This window comes from Streptomyces sp. NBC_00461 (assembly GCF_036013935.1).
In the GTDB taxonomy this organism is placed as follows: domain Bacteria; phylum Actinomycetota; class Actinomycetes; order Streptomycetales; family Streptomycetaceae; genus Streptomyces.
On record NZ_CP107902.1, the window covers coordinates 9,657,401 to 9,674,842 of the forward strand.

General features: G+C 71.1%; 14 protein-coding genes. 6 read left to right on the forward strand and 8 right to left on the reverse strand.

Annotated features, from left to right (window positions below; all coding sequences use genetic code 11):
• Positions 1–14 precede the first annotated feature (14 nt).
• On the reverse strand, positions 15–338 hold the full coding sequence (locus OG870_RS44655; protein WP_327692388.1) for a hypothetical protein: 324 nt from the start codon (positions 336–338) through the stop codon (positions 15–17).
• Between OG870_RS44655 and OG870_RS44660 the strand changes: the two genes are divergently transcribed.
• On the forward strand, positions 247–2,214 hold the full coding sequence (locus OG870_RS44660; RefSeq protein ID WP_327692371.1) for a phosphocholine-specific phospholipase C: 1,968 nt from the start codon (positions 247–249) through the stop codon (positions 2,212–2,214). The genes OG870_RS44655 and OG870_RS44660 overlap by 92 nt on opposite strands.
• Before the next feature lie 31 nt (positions 2,215–2,245).
• On the opposite strand, the gene OG870_RS44665 is transcribed toward OG870_RS44660, so the two are convergent.
• Both OG870_RS44665 and OG870_RS44670 read right to left on the reverse strand, forming a co-directional pair.
• Positions 2,246–3,343, reverse strand: coding sequence for a baeRF3 domain-containing protein (locus tag OG870_RS44665; protein ID WP_266531429.1), 1,098 nt, complete (start codon positions 3,341–3,343; stop codon positions 2,246–2,248).
• Positions 3,344–3,420: 77 nt separating this feature from the next.
• Entirely contained in the window at positions 3,421–4,998 is a 1,578-nt protein-coding gene (locus OG870_RS44670; RefSeq protein WP_327692145.1) for an alpha/beta hydrolase, read from the reverse strand.
• 296 nt (positions 4,999–5,294) lie between these two features.
• On the opposite strand from OG870_RS44670, the gene OG870_RS44675 reads away from it, so the two are divergent.
• Entirely contained in the window at positions 5,295–5,972 is a 678-nt protein-coding gene (locus tag OG870_RS44675; RefSeq protein ID WP_327692146.1) for a chaplin, read from the forward strand.
• A 112-nt stretch (positions 5,973–6,084) separates the two neighbouring features.
• Here OG870_RS44675 and OG870_RS44680 read toward each other — a convergent pair whose 3' ends face one another.
• The 4 genes from OG870_RS44680 to OG870_RS44695 form a co-directional block, all read right to left on the reverse strand.
• On the reverse strand, positions 6,085–6,813 hold the full coding sequence (locus OG870_RS44680; RefSeq protein WP_266531425.1) for a class I SAM-dependent methyltransferase: 729 nt from the start codon (positions 6,811–6,813) through the stop codon (positions 6,085–6,087).
• Positions 6,814–6,820: 7 nt separating this feature from the next.
• Positions 6,821–11,116: an aminotransferase class I/II-fold pyridoxal phosphate-dependent enzyme gene (locus OG870_RS44685; RefSeq protein WP_327692372.1), complete on the reverse strand. Its 4,296-nt coding sequence runs from the start codon at positions 11,114–11,116 to the stop codon at positions 6,821–6,823.
• 135 nt (positions 11,117–11,251) lie between these two features.
• Entirely contained in the window at positions 11,252–11,737 is a 486-nt protein-coding gene (locus OG870_RS44690) for a nucleoside deaminase (protein ID WP_327692147.1), read from the reverse strand.
• A gap of 40 nt (positions 11,738–11,777) precedes the next feature.
• On the reverse strand, positions 11,778–12,917 hold the full coding sequence (locus OG870_RS44695; RefSeq protein WP_406350183.1) for an MFS transporter: 1,140 nt from the start codon (positions 12,915–12,917) through the stop codon (positions 11,778–11,780).
• A 119-nt stretch (positions 12,918–13,036) separates the two neighbouring features.
• Here OG870_RS44695 and OG870_RS44700 point away from each other — a divergent pair, with 119 nt between their 5' ends.
• From OG870_RS44700 to OG870_RS44710, 3 genes are all read left to right on the forward strand, one after another.
• Complete coding sequence (locus OG870_RS44700) at positions 13,037–13,411, forward strand: MerR family transcriptional regulator (protein ID WP_266531417.1); 375 nt, start codon at positions 13,037–13,039, stop codon at positions 13,409–13,411.
• A gap of 40 nt (positions 13,412–13,451) precedes the next feature.
• Positions 13,452–14,228, forward strand: coding sequence for a GNAT family N-acetyltransferase (locus OG870_RS44705; RefSeq protein ID WP_266587658.1), 777 nt, complete (start codon positions 13,452–13,454; stop codon positions 14,226–14,228).
• 114 nt (positions 14,229–14,342) lie between these two features.
• On the forward strand, positions 14,343–15,293 hold the full coding sequence (locus OG870_RS44710; RefSeq protein ID WP_327692148.1) for an NAD-dependent epimerase/dehydratase family protein: 951 nt from the start codon (positions 14,343–14,345) through the stop codon (positions 15,291–15,293).
• 122 nt (positions 15,294–15,415) lie between these two features.
• On the opposite strand, the gene OG870_RS44715 is transcribed toward OG870_RS44710, so the two are convergent.
• A complete protein-coding gene (locus OG870_RS44715) occupies positions 15,416–15,679 on the reverse strand; it encodes a GlsB/YeaQ/YmgE family stress response membrane protein (RefSeq protein ID WP_266531412.1) in 264 nt (87 codons plus the stop codon).
• Between the two features lie 282 nt (positions 15,680–15,961).
• On the opposite strand from OG870_RS44715, the gene OG870_RS44720 reads away from it, so the two are divergent.
• A complete protein-coding gene (locus OG870_RS44720; protein ID WP_266587662.1) occupies positions 15,962–17,413 on the forward strand; it encodes a hydrolase in 1,452 nt (483 codons plus the stop codon).
• The last annotated feature ends 29 nt before the right edge of the window (positions 17,414–17,442 follow it).

The following is a 17,442-nucleotide window of genomic DNA, read 5'->3' on the forward strand; positions in this document are numbered from 1 at the left end:
GTTTCGACTCCTGTTCATCTCGGGCTCACCGCACAGGTACGGCCCCTGACGAGCACCCCGGGCAGCCTTGCCGCGGTGTGCCGCCCGGGCACCCCGGTGGTGACGAGGACGGGGCGAATGACACCGATCAGCCGAAGGGGCTTCGTGAGTTTCGGGGCGACCGTCGCGGCGGGTATGGCGACGGGCGTCGGTTCGGGAATGGCGACGGGCGTCGGTTCGGGAATGGCGACGGGAGTCGGTGCGGGTATGGCGCCAGGAGTGGGTACGGGCACGGAGGCCGCTGTGCGGAGTGCGGCGACCGGCACGATCTCGGACGTGAGGCACGTGGTGATCCTCATGCAGGAGAACCGCAGCTTCGACCACTACTTCGGGCGTCTGAAGGGCGTCAGGGGCTTCGACGACCGCAGCGGCATCACCCTCGCCGGTGGTCACCCGGTCTTCAACCAGCCGAACGGCTCGGGCCGCCAGTACCCGTGGAAGCTCAGCGCCACCCCTGACGCGGGCGGCAGGGACGGCGAGACCCTCGCCCAGTGCAACGGCGAGCTGCCGCACACCTGGTCCTCGCAGCACTCCGCCTGGAACAAGGGCCGCCTGGACAACTGGGTGTCCGGCGTGGGCAACGTGCGCTCGCTCGGCTACCTGGACCGCTCCGACATCCCCTTCCACTACGCACTCGCCGACAACTACACCGTCTGCGACGCCTACTTCTGCTCCGCGCTCAGCGCGACCGGCCCCAACCGCACCTATCTGTGGAGCGGCAAGGTCGACTCCTCAAGCCACGACGGCGGCGACGAGTCCGGCCTGACCTGGCAGAACTACGCCGAGGCGCTGCAGAACGCCGGAGTGAGCTGGAAGGTCTACCAGAACGCGGCGGACAACTACGGCGACAACGGCTGCGCCTACTTCAAGAACTTCGCGAACGCCCGGCCCGGCACCCCCCTTCACGACCGCGGCATGGCCTCCGTTCCCGGGGTGACGGGCTCGACCCCCGACGACATCGCGGCCGCCATCAAGGCCGACGTCCTCGCGGGCACCCTGCCGCAGGTCTCCTGGGTGGTCGCCAACCAGGCCTTCTCCGAGCACCCCTTCGCTCCGCCCGGCGACGGCGCCCACTTCGTCGACCTCGTCTACCGGGCCCTCGCCGCCGACAGCGACGTCTTCGACTCCACCGTCCTGTTCCTCAACTACGACGAGAACGACGGCTGCTTCGACCACGTCCCGCCCCCGGTCCCGCCCGCGGGAACCGCCGGGGAGTTCCTCGACGGGGTGCCGTACGGCCTCGGATTCCGCGTCCCGATGATCGTCATCTCGCCCTGGACGCGGGGCGGTTGGGTCTCCTCGGAGGTCTTCGACCACACCTCGGTCCTGCGCTTTCTGGAGACCTGGACGGCGGCTCTGGGCAAGCCCGCGACGTGCCCCAACATCAGCGCCTGGCGCCGCAAGGTCAGCGGTGACCTGACCGGCGCCTTCGACTTCGCCCACCCCGTGTACGGTACGGCGCCGCTGCCCGCGACGAGCGTCCTCGGCTACGACACCTGCCGGCCGCTGCCCAACCCCGTCCCCACGACCAACGCTCTGCCCGCCCAGGAGCCCGGCACCCGCCCCGCCCGTGCGCTGCCGTACCAGCCGAACGGCTTTCTGGACCGTCTGGAGTTCGGGACGGGCGGCAAGATCCTCGCCTGGTTCACCATGGCCAACCAGGGCGGCGCCGCCCGGCGTGCCGCGCACTTCTCCCTCCACCCGGGCGCCTACCGGGACACCACACCGTGGCAGTACACGGTCGACCCGGGCGGCACGGCCATCGAGTCCTTCAACGTCGGTGCCGGGTACGGCGACGGCAGGTACGACTTCACCATGGTCGGCCCCAACCGCTTCCTGCGGCGCTTTCGGGGCGACGCCACGAAGGCCGGCAAGTCGGCCGAGGTGAGCACCCGTTACGCCGTCGAAGCGGGCACGGGAAAGCTCGCGATCTACTTCAGGATGGTCAACTCCGGTTCCGTACCGGTGCAGTTCACCATCACCGCCGGCCACTACCGCGGCGACGGCCCATGGACGTACACCGTCGCCGCGGGGGGATCGGCGGAGGACCCCTTCAACGCGGTGGCGTACCAGGACGGCTGGTACGACTTCACGCTCACCGTCGACTCCGACGCTTCCTGGTCGCGCCGGTTCACCGGGCATCTGGAGACGGGTGCGCCGAGCGTCAGCGGCTGACGCTCGGCGCGGTACTCGTGCCGGGCGAGGTTCAGTAGCGCAGTATCCCCGCGATCCCGTGGGCGTCCCCCAGCATGCCGTCCGGTACGAACCGGACGTCCGCGCCCGTCTCCAGGCACTGCTCGACGATCTCGTCCACGATGTCCTCGCGGGAGTCGAGGTCACCGCTCGCCGCCGGGACGAGGTGGTCGCCGAGGACATCGCGCACCGTCATGCGGTAGTTCTCCTCGACGGCCAGCAGCCGTACCCGGCCCTCGCGGGCGCTCTGCCAGACCTCGTCGACACCGGCCGCGAACGCCTTGCGGCCACGGGCCGTCTCGAGTTCCCGGGCCACGGCGTCGCTGCTTCTGCGGGCCTCGGCGGCGACCATCGGCCGTACCGCCTGCCACACGGCGTCGGGAGTGCCGTGCGCGAGACCGCCGTGGGGCAGGTGCAGCGCCTCCTTGGTGACGCTGCCGACCTCGTCCAGCACGGACAGCGCCGCCTGTTCACCGGTGACGTAGAGGGGCCGCGGCTGCTCGCGCAGGACCATGCCCATCGTGGCGTCGGCCTCCCGCAGGAAGTGCCGGGTGCCCTCGTCGCGGTAGGTGCTCGGGAAGTCGCCGATCCGCTCCTGCCGCTCGGCGTCGAAGTTCTCGGGGCGCCGGGTCAGGGGGAACCCGCCGGCCCGGTCCTCCATGACGCGATCCGTGCCGCCGCTCCACAGGGTCGCCTGGTCGGAGGAGACCGACAGCACCCAGAACGGCCGCTCGGCGGCGTGCGCGGAGACGAGGTTGCGGGTCAGGAAGGTGTCGGAGAGCACCACGCGCTCCGGCACGGTACGGGCGAGCGACCACACCTGGTGCTCACCCGGAGCGGCGAAGATCACCAGACCGTCCTCGGCATGCGCCAGATCCACCTCCGTGAGGGCCTGGTCGAGCTGATGAACCACGTCGTGGCGCCGTTCCCGGGTGACCGAGGGATCGGACTCCAGCTGTTTCTTGGCCTCGGCCACCACATTGCGCAGCCGGACCGGATCCTGGGCGTTTTCGGGCTCCCGGCGGTGTGTCGGCGTCAGCACGGACACGGCCGGATAGGCGCGCGGGCGCCGGAGCTCGGACAGGGTTGAAGGACTCAGGTCGTGCTCCATAACAAGCACCATAGGACCCTTTCGCCGATCGGGCATTAGGGGCAGTCGAGCCAGGCATACGGGACAAGGCAGACGCCTCAGTCGTCCTCCTCCTCGGGCCCGCACGAACTGCCGGTCGGCGGCAGGCTGCCGTACAGCAGGAAGCTGTCGACCTTCAGGTGTACGCACTTGGACGACGCGTAACCGGTGTGTCCCTCGCCCTTGTTGTCGAGCACCACGGCCGAGGAGCCGAGCCGCTGCGCCGTCTCCACGGTCCAGCGGTACGGCGTCGCCGGGTCGCCGCGGGTGCCGACGAGGAGCATCTTCGGCGTGTGGACGTCGTGCACGTCCTTGCGGATGAAGTCGGTGCCCTTGGGGCGGCCGTAGCACATCAGCAGCTCGGTGAGGCGGTAGCGGCCGAAGACGGGGGACGCCTGCTCGTACTCGGCGCGCAGCCGGCCGAGGTCCTTGAGGATCCTGTCCGCGGCGGGGCGATCGGGGTCGTCCGCGCAGTTGATCGCCATCAGCGCCGCCGGAAGGTTGTCGAGCGGGACGTCGTTGGCGTCGACCAGTCCGCCGCCGGTGCGCCCGCGTACGGGGAACACGGCGCCGCCGGTCGCGAAGCCCATCACTCCGCGTGTGTCACCGTCCTCGACCAGCTGGCCGAGCGCCCGCTCCAGCGACGGCCACAGCTCCTTGCTGTAGAGCGCCTGGCTGATGGCGCCCACGAGGTCCTGCCCGGAGAACTCCTGGCCGAAGTCCGTCGGTACGGGGTCCTCGTCGAGGGAGTCGACGAGGTGGACGACCTGCTCCCGGCCGTCGCGCGGATCCTGTCCGAACGGGCAGGCGATGTCCTTGGCGCACCACGTGATGAAGTCCTCCAGCGCCGTCTGCTGCCCTTGGGCGCCCGCGACTCCCTGTTCGGACATCGGTTCGGTCAGCGTGTCCACCCCGTCGAGCACCAGCCGGCCGACCTTCTTGGGGAACTGGGCCGCGTAGACCGCGCCGAGCCGGGTTCCGTAGGAGAAACCGAGGTAGTTGAGCTTCTTGTCGCCCAGCGCCTCGCGTATCACGTCCATGTCGCGCGCGGAGTTCACCGTGCCGATGTGGGGGAGTACCGGACCCGAGTGCTTCGCGCACTGGGCGGCCGCGGTCCGCAACGCGTCGAGCATGGCCCGCGGATCGTCGGCCGCCGCGCTCTCGTCGGTCGCCGCCGAGGCCTCGGCGGCGCCGTCTCCGCAGCTGACGGGCGAGGACCTGCCGACCCCGCGCGGGTCGAACGTCACCACGTCGTAGCCGTTCGTCAGGCCCATGAAGTCGTCGCCGCCCGCGGCGAGTTCAGGGACACCCGCGCCGCCTGGACCGCCGAAGTTCAGCAGCACCGAGCCGCGCTTCTTGCCCGTCGCCCGGTAGCGGGCCAGCGCCAGGTCGAGCGTGCCGGCCTTCGGCTCGGTGTAGTCGAGAGGGACCGTGAGCTTGCCGCACTGAAGGTCCTTGGGCATGTCGTCGCCCTGGCACGCGGACCAGACGATCTTCTGCCGGTAGAACCGTGTCAGATCGGGGCCGGAGCCGTCCGAGGCTGCGGCGGGCAGACCCGCGGCCACCAGGGCCAGACCCACGGCTGCGCTGACGGCGCAGCGTCGGACAGCGGGCCGCGTTGACAACTTGGCCAGCATCGATGCCTCCAGGGGCGCCCGCCGGGGACCGGGAGAACGGCGCCTCGATCACGATAAGCGGGCGCTGCGGGGCCCGCCTCCGGGCCAGCGGGACCTCACGGAGTGCCCTACCCTGCGCACCCTCCGTGCGCATACGGCAGTTTTGCTGCTAGTTCGATAACCGTGCCGCTCGATGGGGTGAAAGACCGATAAGCCATAACCCGGATGGTTCGCCCGCGTTTTAACCCGTGCGGGCCAGTGCCCGCTTCTCCGGCGCGGGTACGTGCCCGCGACCATGTCTGGAAGGCAGGGAACCTATGAGAAGGGTTACCCGAAATGGTGTGATCGCCGTCGCCGCGGCTTCGGGCGCGATGGCTCTGGCGGGTCCGGTGAGCGTCGCTTTCGCGGCCGACGGGGGCTCCGCCGCGAGCGGTGCCACCGCTGATTCGCCCGGCGTGCTCTCGGGCAACACCGTCCAGCTGCCGGTGCACGTCCCGGTGAACGTGTGCGGGAACACGCTGAACGTGGTGGGGCTCCTCAACCCCGCCGTGGGCAACAGCTGCGTCAACAGGAGCGCGAGCGGCAAGCACGCAGCGGGCAAGGCCACCTCAGGCGGCAGCGCGGCGCACGGCAGCGGAAAGGATTCGCCGGGCGTGGTCTCGGGCAACACCGTCCAGCTGCCGGTGCACGTCCCGGTGAACGTCAGCGGGAACACGGCGAACGTGGTCGGCGTCGGCAACGCAGCTGTCGGCAACGAGTCCGGGAACGTCTCCGGCCACGCACACCACTGCGCCAAGCCGGCGCCGAAGCCGTCCGCTCCGGCCAAGGCGCATCCGCAGCCGGTGACCGCCCAGCGCGCCACGCCACGGCAGGCCCCGCCCTCCCTCGCCCACACGGGCGCCGACCAGACACTGCCCGCCGCCGCGGCGAGCGTCGCGCTGGTCCTGGGCGGAGTCGCCGTCCACCGGAGCTTCCGGCGACGGGCGACACGCTGACCGCACGGCACGCACGCACGCATCGCAGCGGAGAAGGGCCCTGCCGGGCGGGGGACCGGCAGGGCCTTCCGTGACCTCGGTGAGCCCGGTGGGGCCGCGTCCTCCAGCTCGGCTAACGGGCCACCGCGGTCATCAGCACCATCCCGGAGTCCCCGTACTCCGGCAGCGTCGGGTCGCTGTCGATCCGGGTGACGGACAGGTCGCGGGTCATCGGGGTGAACACCCTGGTGACGATCTCCGGGTTCACGGGGCAGCCCGGCCAACGGGACGCGGGCCCGATGCGGTAGGTGGGCATGTTCTCCATGAAGGCGGCCACCAGGTACCCGCCGGGGACCACGCAGCGGACGAAGGCGCGGCAGAAGTCGGTGAATTCCGCGTAGTCCTCGGTGGCGCCCTCGGCGACGAAGTGCATGGACGCCAGCTCGTATCCGGCGGGCTCCAGCTCCCTGACGTCGGCGTGGACGACGTTGACGTGTGCCAGTGCCCCGGCCAGCGTGGTCGGCAGGTCGGGGTTCAGGCGCCGGGACAGCGCGTGGAACGGCTGCCAGCTGGCGTCGGGGCCGCAGAGGATCTGGTCCTCCAGGTAGGCGATGTTGCCCGCCCCCGCCTCGACGGCCTCGATACGGCGGCTCGCGGCGGCCGCGAGGATCAGGGGATAGAGGTTGGGGCCGGCCCCGAACTCCACCGAGCGGCCGACGGAACCCGGCACGAACCGCCGGTAGAACGCCGAGTGGTGGCTGATGACCGCGGCGTCGGACCGGTGCAGGTCGCGATAGTTCTCCGCGAGGTAGTCGGCGACCGGCCAGGTGTCCCAGTCGACGTCGTCGTTGTGGGTCGCCATGGCGGGCTCAGCCCTTCGCCTTCAGCGGGAAACGCGCGGACAGCCGGGTCAGGGTGCCGTTCAGCCGGTCGATGTCGGCGTCCGAGTTCAGAGCCGTGATCTGGACCCGGAAACCGACCCGGTCGCGCGGCACGAGCGGATAGGCGGCCAGCGTCACATAGATGCCCTCCTCCCAGAGGAACGCGGCGACCGCGTCGAGATCGTCCGCGTTCGCCAGCGGTATCTCGATGATCGGCAGCCGGTCCGTATTGAGCGTGCCGACATCCAGCCCGTCGAGGTGGTCCAGCACCCGGACCGTCCTGAGGTACAGGTCGGCGCGCAGGACGTCCCCGCGCCGGTCGTTGACGTCGAGCCCGGCGAGTGCCGTGGCCAGGGAGGCCGTGGGGGAGGGGCCCGAGTACAGGTAGGGTCCGGCGGCCGTCTTCAGCCGGTTCTTCAGCTCGGTGGGCAGAGCCAGGAAGGCGAGCAGCGACGAGTACGCCTTCGAGAAACCGGAGACCAGGACGATCCCGTCGTAGGACTCGCCGGTGTGCCGCACCACGCCGTTGCCGCGCGAACCGTACGGACAGGGCTCCAGCGGTCCGCGTTCCCCGATCACGCCGAACCCGTGCGCGTCGTCGACGTAGAGCGTTGCGCCCCCCGCGCGGCACACCGAGGCCAGCGCGGGCAGGTCGGGAACGTTGCCGCTCATGCTGTTGACCCCGTCCAGACACACCAGCCGCGGCAGACCTGCGGGCACCGAGGCCAGCAGGGACTCCAGCTCTTCGGGGCGCTCGGCGTGGAAGCGGTGCAGGGTGGCACCCTGGCCGCGGGCCACGACACAGCCGTCGTACACCGTGCGATGCGCGGTCGCCTCCACGAACACATGGCCGCCCTCGGCCAGGACGGGGATCACCGACGAGTGGATCAGCGTCAGGGTGGGCAGCAGCAGCGTGTCCGGGGCGCCCAGCAGTGCCGCGAGCCGTGCCTCGATCTCCGGGTACAGGCGCGGGCTGCCCAGCAGCCGTGACCAGCTGGGGTGTGTGCCCCACCGTCGCAGTGCGGGGTCCACGGCCCCGATGACGTCCGGGTCCCAGTCGAAGCCGAGGTAGTTGCAGGACGCGAAGTCGATCAGCCAGTGACCGCGGCTGCGGATGCGCCGGCCGCGCACCTCGTCCAGCACCGCGTCGGTCATCGGGCTGGTCCGCCGCAGATGTTCGAGGTCCGCCCCGAGCGCCGCGCGGCGCTCCGGGGACGAGGGCCGCGCCGTCGGCACGAGCGCCGACTTCGGGTGGCCTTTCGCGCGCGGGTAGCACCGCCCGACGCGCTCCCGCAGGACCCGCTCGCTCTGCTCCAGCGTCATCGGCCTGTCGAACAGGTACCCCTGCCCGAACCGGCACCCCATGCCGGCCAGCAGATCGCGCTGCGCCGCGTCCTCGATCCCCTCGGCGATCACCTGCATGCCCAGGGTGTCGGCGATCCGCACGATGCCCTCGACCAGCGCGACCTGCTGGGCGTCGCGTGTGATGTCGTCGATGAACGTCTTGTCGATCTTCAGCGTGTCGATGGGGAAGTCCCGCAGATAGCGCAGTGAGGAGAACCCGGTCCCGAAGTCGTCGACCGCGATGTGCACGCCCAGTTCCTTCAGCGAGCGCAGCACCGACTGGATCTGGGTGTCGCGGCGCAGCAGCACCGTCTCGGTGAGCTCCAACTGCAGCGAACCGGGTGCCAGGCCCGGCGTGCGCAGCGCCTGGTCGACCTGTTCCAGGAATCCGGCGTCGCGGAACTGGCGGGCGGACACGTTCACGCTGACGTACGGCGGACTGACCGGGCCGGGCAGCCGCTGCAGGCCGACGATGTCACTGACCGCGTTCTCCAGGACCCACGCCCCGAGCGGCGCGATGTGCCCGGTCTCCTCGGCCAGCGTGATGAACTGCTCCGGTGTGACGGGCCGGTGCGGTGCTCGCGGCCAGCGGACCAGCGCCTCGAAGCCGACGACCTCGCCCGCACCGATGTCCACGACCGGCTGGTAGCGCAGGGCGAACTCCTTGCCGGCGACCGCCTCGGCGAGCCGGCTCTGCAGGTCGTGGCGCTCGACCATGCGGGTGTGCAGCAGCGGCTGGAAGCGGCGCCACTGACGCTTGCCGGCCGACTTCGCCGCGTACAGCGCGAGATCGGCGTGACCGAGCAGCTCCTGTGCGTCCGTGCTGTCGCGGGCGGTGGCCACGCCCACGCTGGCGGACACGGTCACCGACTCGTCGGCGAGGTCGAACGGCCTGGTCAGCGTCTGGATCACCTGGGCCGCCAGGATTTCCGCGTCCAGCGGTTCCCGGGCGTCCTCCATCAGCACGGCGAACTCGTCGCCGCCGAGCCGGGCCGCGGTGTCGGTACGCCGCAGGGTCTTGGAGAGACGGTTGCCGACGGCGATCAGGAGGTGGTCACCGGCCGAGTGCCCGAGGGTGTCGTTGATCAGCTTGAAGTCGTCGAGGTCGATGAAGAGCAGACAGGTCATGGAGGACTCGCGGTGGCCGCGCAGCAGGGCGCGTTCGATCCGCTCCAGCAGCAGGGTGCGGTTGGGCAGGCCGGTCAGCGAGTCGTGGAAGGCCCGCTGGGTCAGCTCGTGCGCCAGCCGGCGCTGCTCTGTCACGTCGCGCAGGGTGACGACCAGTCCGGCCACGGTCCGCTCGTCCCGGAAGTCGCTGCACCGCACCTCCACCTCGACGCGGCCCGCGCGGTGCCGCACCCACCAGTGGTCGTGGGTGGCCCGCGGGCCGTTGTCCCGCACGGCCGTCAGTTCCCGCGTGGCGCGTTGCCGGTCACGGGGGTCGACCAGGTCGGGCAGCGACTCACCGACCACCTCGGCGGTACCGAAGACGGTCGCCGCCGAGGGACTGGCGTACCGGATGGTGTTGTCGTCCTCGACGATGAGGATGACGTCCGAGGTGTTGCGCACCAGGGTGCGGAAGTACGCCTCGCTCTCCCGGCTGCTGATCTCCTGGCGCAGGGCGATGCGCTCCATTGCCAGCCCCGCGTGCGAGGCCAGGATCTCCATGGAACCCCGTGTCTCGGTGAGCGGTCCGGCCGGCCCGGTGACCAGGAGGACGCCCGGAACATCGCCGTACGGGCGCTCGGGCGGGGTCATCAGGCACACCAGGACGGTCGTCGCGCCGTCCAGCTCGGCGACGCTGCCGGGACCGAGGTCGCGGGCGTGCGCGATCCGCGCGTGGTACGGCGCCAGGTCCGCCGCCCGCTCGGCGGGCAGCAGCAGGGTCCGGTGGCCGACCTCGGTGCCCAGCAGCCGGTCGACGGCGGCCTCGCAGGACTGCGCGACCTCCAGCGGCCGGACGGCCGAGACCAGTGAGGCGGCCGCCTGGCGCAGCGCCGTTTCCCGTGTCACCGCCCTCCGGTGGGCCACCACCATCCCTGCCAGCCGCCAGATCACCAGCAGGAACAGGAGGGCCGAGAACGCGGCGATGGCGGCCGCGTCGTGCGCCGAGCGCGTCAGCGCCTCGTACAGCAGGATCCCCGGCGCGATGAGCGTCGTCACGGCCAGCATCAGCAGCCGGCGCGGCGGCGGCAGCAGCGACCCCTGCCGGGGCGCGGCAGCGGTCAGCTCCACCATGTCCGGATGCAGCGCGGCCTGGCCCCAGGCCGTGTAGAAGATGATCCATCCGACATCCAGCCCCGTGCCCGCCTGCCAGGTGTCGTTGAGCTGCAGGATCCCGTACGCGATGTCGAAGCCGAGCAGCGTCACCGTGCCGACGACCAGGAACTGCACGGACCGGTTGGGCGCGTCGACCGGATTCGGTGCCAGCAGCCGCACCAGCAGGGCCAGGACCAGTACGTCGCCGAGCGGGTAGGCGATGCTGATGGCCCGCTGCTCCCAGGTCAGCCCCTCCACCTGCGTGAGCGGCTGCACCAGATACACCCACACGGGCAGCGCCAGACCTGCCGTGATGATCAGCGCGTCCAGCAGGCTCGGCAGGTCGTGGCCCGCCCACCGGTAGCGGACCAGGCCGGACAGCCCGATGGCGAACAGCGGGTACGTGGTCAGGTACGCGGCGTCCGAGGGGGAGGGGAAGGGGTTGGAGGCCTGGAAGTACTGCTCCACGATGTTGTAGTACGTGTCGCCCGCGATGAAGGTGAGCAGGGCGGCGGCCAGTACCCACCAGGGCCAGCGGTGGGCGGGTCGGTTGACATGGCTGCCGACCATCACGGCGGCCGTGCCGGCGAGGCCGATGACGGCCCAGACGGGGGCACGGGCGGCGGGCAACGCCATGTAGAGGGACGTGGCGACGGCGACCAGTGCGAGGTGGGCCGCCATCAGCCGATGTGCCGACAACAAGGGCAAGCGCCTCCTCCCTTGGAGGAGACCGGGCCGTCCACCTGGTCTGGTTCCCCATAGATGGTAGGCACCGCGGCCCGGACCTGCATCTCGGGAACAGCGGCCCCGGGATGCTCAGGCGCCCCGCCCGTGAAAGCGCCGGTGCAGGGCCCGCACCTCCTGAGCCAGCTCGGGCACCGGGCCTTCCACCACCAGGTCCGGCGCGACCTCGTTCACCGGCAGCGCCCGCACCGGCGCCGCGGGAACCCCCAACTCGGCCAGCCACGAGGACAGTTGCCGCGACGAGGCGGCGTACACGATCCGGCCGAGGCCCACCCAGGCGTGCGCGGCCGCGCACATCGGGCAGTGCTCGCCGGACGTGTACACCGTCGCGGCCGCCCGCTCCTCGGGAGTCAGACGGGCCGCGGACCAGCGGGCCAGCTCGAACTCGGGATGCCGGGTGCGATCGCCGGAGGCCACCCGGTTGTGGTCCTCGCCGAGCACCGTCCCGTCGCCGCCCACCAGGACCGACCCGAACGGCTCGTCCCCGGCCTCCAACGCCTCCCTGGCCAGCTCGACGCACCGGCGCAGATACGGCAGTTCGGCGTCCTTCACGACCATGGTGCTCGACCTCCTCGCGATGTGATCTTCGCAGCGCAGCCTAGGCGCGCCCCCGTGCTGCCGGAAAGGCGTGGCGACGGGCGAGGGCCACGGTGACGAGGGCGGTCGTGATCAGGGGGAGCGCGATCCAGGGCAGTGCTCCCGGGCCCAGGTTCTCCAGGGTCACGCCGCCCGTCAGCGAACCGGCGGCGATGCCCGCGTTGTACACCGTGGTCTGCAGGGACGTGGCGACGTCCGCGTGAGCGGGGCCCGAGGCGTCGACCAGCGCGGTCTGGATCAGCGTGGGCGCACCGCCGAACGCCACGCCCCACAGGGCCACCGAGCCGAGAAGCACGGCGGGGGCCTGGGCGTTGAGACCCAGGGCGGGCATGACGGCCGCGCACACCGCCAGTGCGGCGAGCAGCGTGGCCCGCAGACGCCGGTCCACGAGGACCCCGGTGATCCAGATCCCGGCCACCGTGGCCGTCCCGAACACCAGCAGCACCACGTCCGTACGGCCGAAGCCGGCGTGCGCGGCGAACGGGGCGACGTACGTGTACATCACCTGGTGCCCGAGGAGCAGGAACAGCGTGACGGACAGGACGGCCGGCAGGCCCGGCAGCACGGCCACCCGGGCGAGCGGCACGCGCGCGTGCGGCGCCTCGCCGTCGAACCCGGGCACCCGCCACCACACCCAGACCACGAGCAGCACCGCGACGACCGCGAGCACCCCGAAGGCCGTCCGCCAGCCCACCGCACCGGCCAGCGCCGTCCCGGCCGGCACGCCCAGCGACAGGGCGAGCGTGATCCCGGCCAGCACGATCGCGATCGCCCGGCCGCGCCGCTCGGCCGGCACCATCCGCGCCGCGTACCCCACGAGCATCGCCCACAGCAGCCCGCCCATGCACCCGGCGACAAGCCGTGCCGTGAAGGTGAGGGCGTACGACGACGACAGCGCGACCACCGCATTGCTCGCGGCGAACCCCAGCAGGGCGCCGATCAGCACCGGCCGCCGTGGCAGCGCCCGCAGCAGTGCGGTGAGCGGGATCGCGGCCCCGAAGGAGGCAAGGGCGTACCCGGTGACCAGATATCCGACGCGTGCCTCGGAGACGCCCAGCGCCGGGGCCATCCTCGGCAGCAGCCCTGCGGGCAGGAGTTCGGTCATGACGGCGGTGAAGGCCGCCGTGGACAGGGCGAGCAGCCCCGGCCACGGAAGCGCGGCGGGCAGGGCTGTGCCCTTGGCCATGGATGCGGTGGACATGCGACCATGGTCGGACCTTCACATCAGTGTGAAGGCAAGGGCGACCTCCGGAGGCGGGCATGAGGATCGGCGAACTGTCCCACCGCACCGGCGTTCCCACCAGGCTGCTGCGTTACTACGAGGAGCAGGACCTCCTCAGCCCCGGCCGCACCGAGAACGGCTACCGGGACTACGGCGAGCCCACGGTCCAGGACGTCCAGCAGATCCGCGGCCTGCTCGACTCGGGCCTGACCACGGAGATGATCCGGGCGATCCTGCCCTACCTGTCCGGACCGGACGAGATCCTGCTGCCCGCCGACCGGCTGACCCCGGAGACCGCCGCACTCCTGCAGGCCCACATCGACCGCATCCAGGCCCGAATCGACTGTCTGGCCCGCAACCGCGACCGGCTCACCGCGTACCTGGCGGCGGTGCGGCCGGAGGGCCGCCGGTAAAGCCGTTGCCCGGCCCGGCCCAGGATGCTGGAGTGAGCGCATGGATCATGCCGGAGTGCTCGCCCTCTTCGACCACGACATGCGTCAAGGCGCCCAGCCCGACGGGCTCGACGCGCGCGTCGAGCGGGTCGGCGGCGTGGTGCGCCAGGTTGGCTCGGCGCGCGGCTGGAACGGGGTGGTGTGGTCCGACCTGGCCGAGAGGGACGCCGACGCGGTGATCGCCGAGCAGATCGCGTACTTCTCCGGGCTGGGCCTCGAATTCGAGTGGAAGCTGTACGGGCACGACCTGCCGCTGGATCTGGGGCGGCAGCTCAGGGCCGCCGGCTTCGAGCCCGAGCCCGCGGAGACGCTGATGATCGCCGAGGCCGCCCGCCTCGACCTCGACGCCGAACCGCCCGAGGGTATCCGCCTGCTGCCCGTCACCGACGCGGCGGGCGTCGACCTGCTCGCGGACGTGCACGAGAAGGCCTTCGGCACCGACGGTTCCCGGCTGCGCCACCAGCTGCTCACCCGGCTCACGGGGGAGCCGGACACGATCGTCGCCACCGTCGCCCTCGCCGGCGACGTACCGGTGAGCGCGGCCCGCATGGAGCTGGTGCCCGGCACCCGCTTCGCCGGCCTGTGGGGTGGCGGCACCGTGGAGGCCTGGCGAGGCCGGGGTGTCTACCGCGCCCTGGTCGCGCACCGGGCCCGCGCCGCGGTGGAGCGCGGCTACCGCTACCTCCAGGTCGACGCCTCCAGCCAGAGCCGCCCCATCCTCGAACGCCTGGGCTTCGAGCCACTGACCACGACGACGCCGTACACGTACGTGCCGTAGCGACTTGCCGGAACAGCCACGTGCCCCCTCCGCACCGCTGGCCACGACCCTTTCGGAGCGGGATGTCACATCCGTGACCGCCTGACCCGTCGCATCGTCATGACGACGAACCAGATGAATCAGACGAGCCAGACGAGCCAGACGAGCCAGACGAGCCAGAAGAACCAGAGCGTCCTCCTCGCCGGTGCGAGCGGCATCCTCGGCGGCCACATCACCCGGGCCCTGACCGAGGCCGGCCACAAGGTCACCGGCCTCGGCCGTGGGCCCGCGAACGGCGTCCGGGCCGATCTCATGGATCGCGACGCGCTGCTGCGGGCCGTCGACGGACAGCACTTCGACACCGTCATCCACGCCGCGACCGCCCTGCGCAAGGCGCCCATGCGTCACCGCGACATGCTCGCCACCGACGCGCTGCGCATCGCCGGCACCGCCCACCTGGTGGAGGCCGCACAGGCCACCGGCGCCGACCGCTTCGTGAGCGAGTCGATGGTCTTCGGCTACGGCTACGGAGACTTCGGCGACCATGTGATCACCGAGGACGACCAGTTCGGCCCGCACGGCACCACCCCGGAGCTGGAACGGCACATCGAGGGCATGCGCATCAAGGAGCAACTCACCTCCGAGGCACAGGGGTTGGCGGGCATCTCGCTGCGCTTCGGCCTGTTCTACGGTCCCGGCGGCACCGATGCGATCGTGCTCATGCTGCGCAAGCGGCAGCTGCCCGCCCCGGGCGACCAGGGGCGAGTCCTGCCGTGGGTCGAACTCACCGACGCGGCGCGGGCGGTGGTCGCCGCGGTCGAGCACGGCAGCTCCGGCCAGGCGTACAACATCGCCGACCCCACCCCGTTCGGGTTCCGCTCCCATGTCCTGTGCGTGGCCGAGGAGTTCGGCCTGCCCAGGCCGATGACCGTGCCGCTGTGGATGACCAGGCCGATGTCCTACGCGCACACGATGATGCGGGCGAACATGCGCGTGTCGTCGGCGAAGGCGGAGCGGGAACTGGGCTGGACGCCGCGGTACCCGTCCAGCCGGGACGGTCTCGCCGCGCTGGCGGCCGGCCGTTGAACGCCCGGCCGAGGCCGCTCGGGCGGCGTTTCGGGGCCGCAGCAGTGCCTACCGCGGCCGGGCGGGGCGCCGTTGCGTCCCACCCGGGCCCGAAACAGTTGTTGTCCGCCACACTTGTCGTGTCAGCGGCGTGCCTTCGACCGGTCCAGCGCGGCCACGCCGAGTGCGGCGAGGCCGATCTGGATGAGCCACTCGATCCAGTCGATGCCGTTGGTGTCGGACACGTCGAACGCGTTGGCGATCGCCGAGCCGATCAACGCGGCCACGATGCCGACGACGATCGTCAGCAGGATGCCGATGCGCTGTCGTCCCGGGACGACGAGCCGGCCCAGCACACCGATGACGATGCCGATCACGATGGCACTGATGATGCCTGAGATCTCCATCTCCGCCCCTCTTTGTCAAAGCCCCCGCACCATCCGGATTCCCCCTGGAGACGGGGACAGTCCGTTCCGCTTAAACCAGGGGTCAACGCGGGGTCAATCTCCGTCCCGGTGCGCCCGGTGACGCCTGTTCACGCCCCCTCCTGCCATGTACGGTTCAACCGATTCGGCCGCACGGCAGTCGTGCAGCCGAATGTCTACGCGCGCAGATGCCCTTCGTCTACGCGCGTAGGTTCGACCCCGCACCGCCCCGCTCTTCCCCAACCCCACACGGAGGTACGTCGGATGCGCGGACTCACCAGATCCCGTCACGGACTCACCACCGCTCTGGCCGCGTTCGGTCTGCTCACCGCAGCGGCCGCCGCTCAGGCCACGGTCACCGCCACCCCCGCCCACGCGGCCACGACGCATCGCATCCTGTTCGACGACGGCCACGCCGAGGAGGCGGGCAACGCCGACTGGATCATCTCCACCAGCAAGCCCGACCCGCTCTCCCAGGATTCCTCCCCGTCCGCCGAGACGGACTGGACCGGCGCGCTCTCCTCGTGGGGCGTCGCCCTCCAGAAGACCGGCGGCTACAGCCTCAAGACCGCCACGAGCGCCCTCACCTACGGCGGCTCGTCCACGACCGACCTGTCGAAGTTCGACACCCTCGTCCTGCCGGAGCCCAACACCCTCTTCACCACCGCCGAGAAGACGGCGATCATGACCTTCGTCAAGAACGGCGGCGGACTGTTCATGATCTCCGACCACACCGGCGCCGACCGCAACAACGACGGCGAGGACGCGGTCGAGATCCTCAACGACCTGATGACCAACAACAGCGTCGACTCGACCGACCCGTTCGGCTTCTCCATCGACACGCTGGACGTCAAGTCGGGCTACCCGGCCGCGATCAGCGACAGCAGCGACCCCGTGCTGCACGGTTCCTTCGGCACCGTCACCAAGAGCCTGATCGCCGACGGCACGACCGCCACTCTCAAGCCCTCCGACAACTCCGCCGTCAAGGGCCTGGTGTACCGCAGCGGTTACTCGGGCAACACCGGTGCCTTCTTCCTCACCAGCACCTTCGGCAGTGGCCGCGTCGCCTTCTGGGGCGACAGCTCACCGATCGACGACGGCACCGGCCAGTCCGGCAACACCCTCTACGACGGCTGGAACGACACCGGCGCCACCAACGCCGCCCTCGCCCTCAACGCCACCGCCTGGCTCGCCGGCGACGGCAGCACCTCAGGCGGCGACGGCGGCGGCGGTTCCGGCACCTGCACCGCCGCCCAGCTGCTCGGCAACAACGGCTTCGAGTCGGGCAGCACCGCCTGGAGCGCCTCCAGCGGCGTCATCACCAACTCCAGCAGCCAGTCGGCCCGTACGGGCTCGTACTACGCCTGGCTGGACGGCTACGGAACCGCCACCACCGACACGCTGTCCCAGTCGGTGACCATCCCGTCCGGCTGCACCACCGCCACCCTCAGCTTCTACCTGCACGTCGACACGGCGGAGACGACCACCAGCACGGCGTACGACACGCTCAAGGTCCAGGTCCTCAACAGTTCGGGGACCGTGCTCGGCACGCCGGCGACCTACTCCAACCTGAACGCCGCCGGCGGCTACACGCAGCGCAGCTTCAGCCTCGCGAGCTACGCCGGTCAGACCGTCACGCTCAAGTTCACCGGTACCGAGGGTTCCACCCTGCAGACGTCGTTCGTCATCGACGACACGGCACTCGACGTCAGCTGACGTCCCCTGGGGCCCGGTCCCGACCGGGC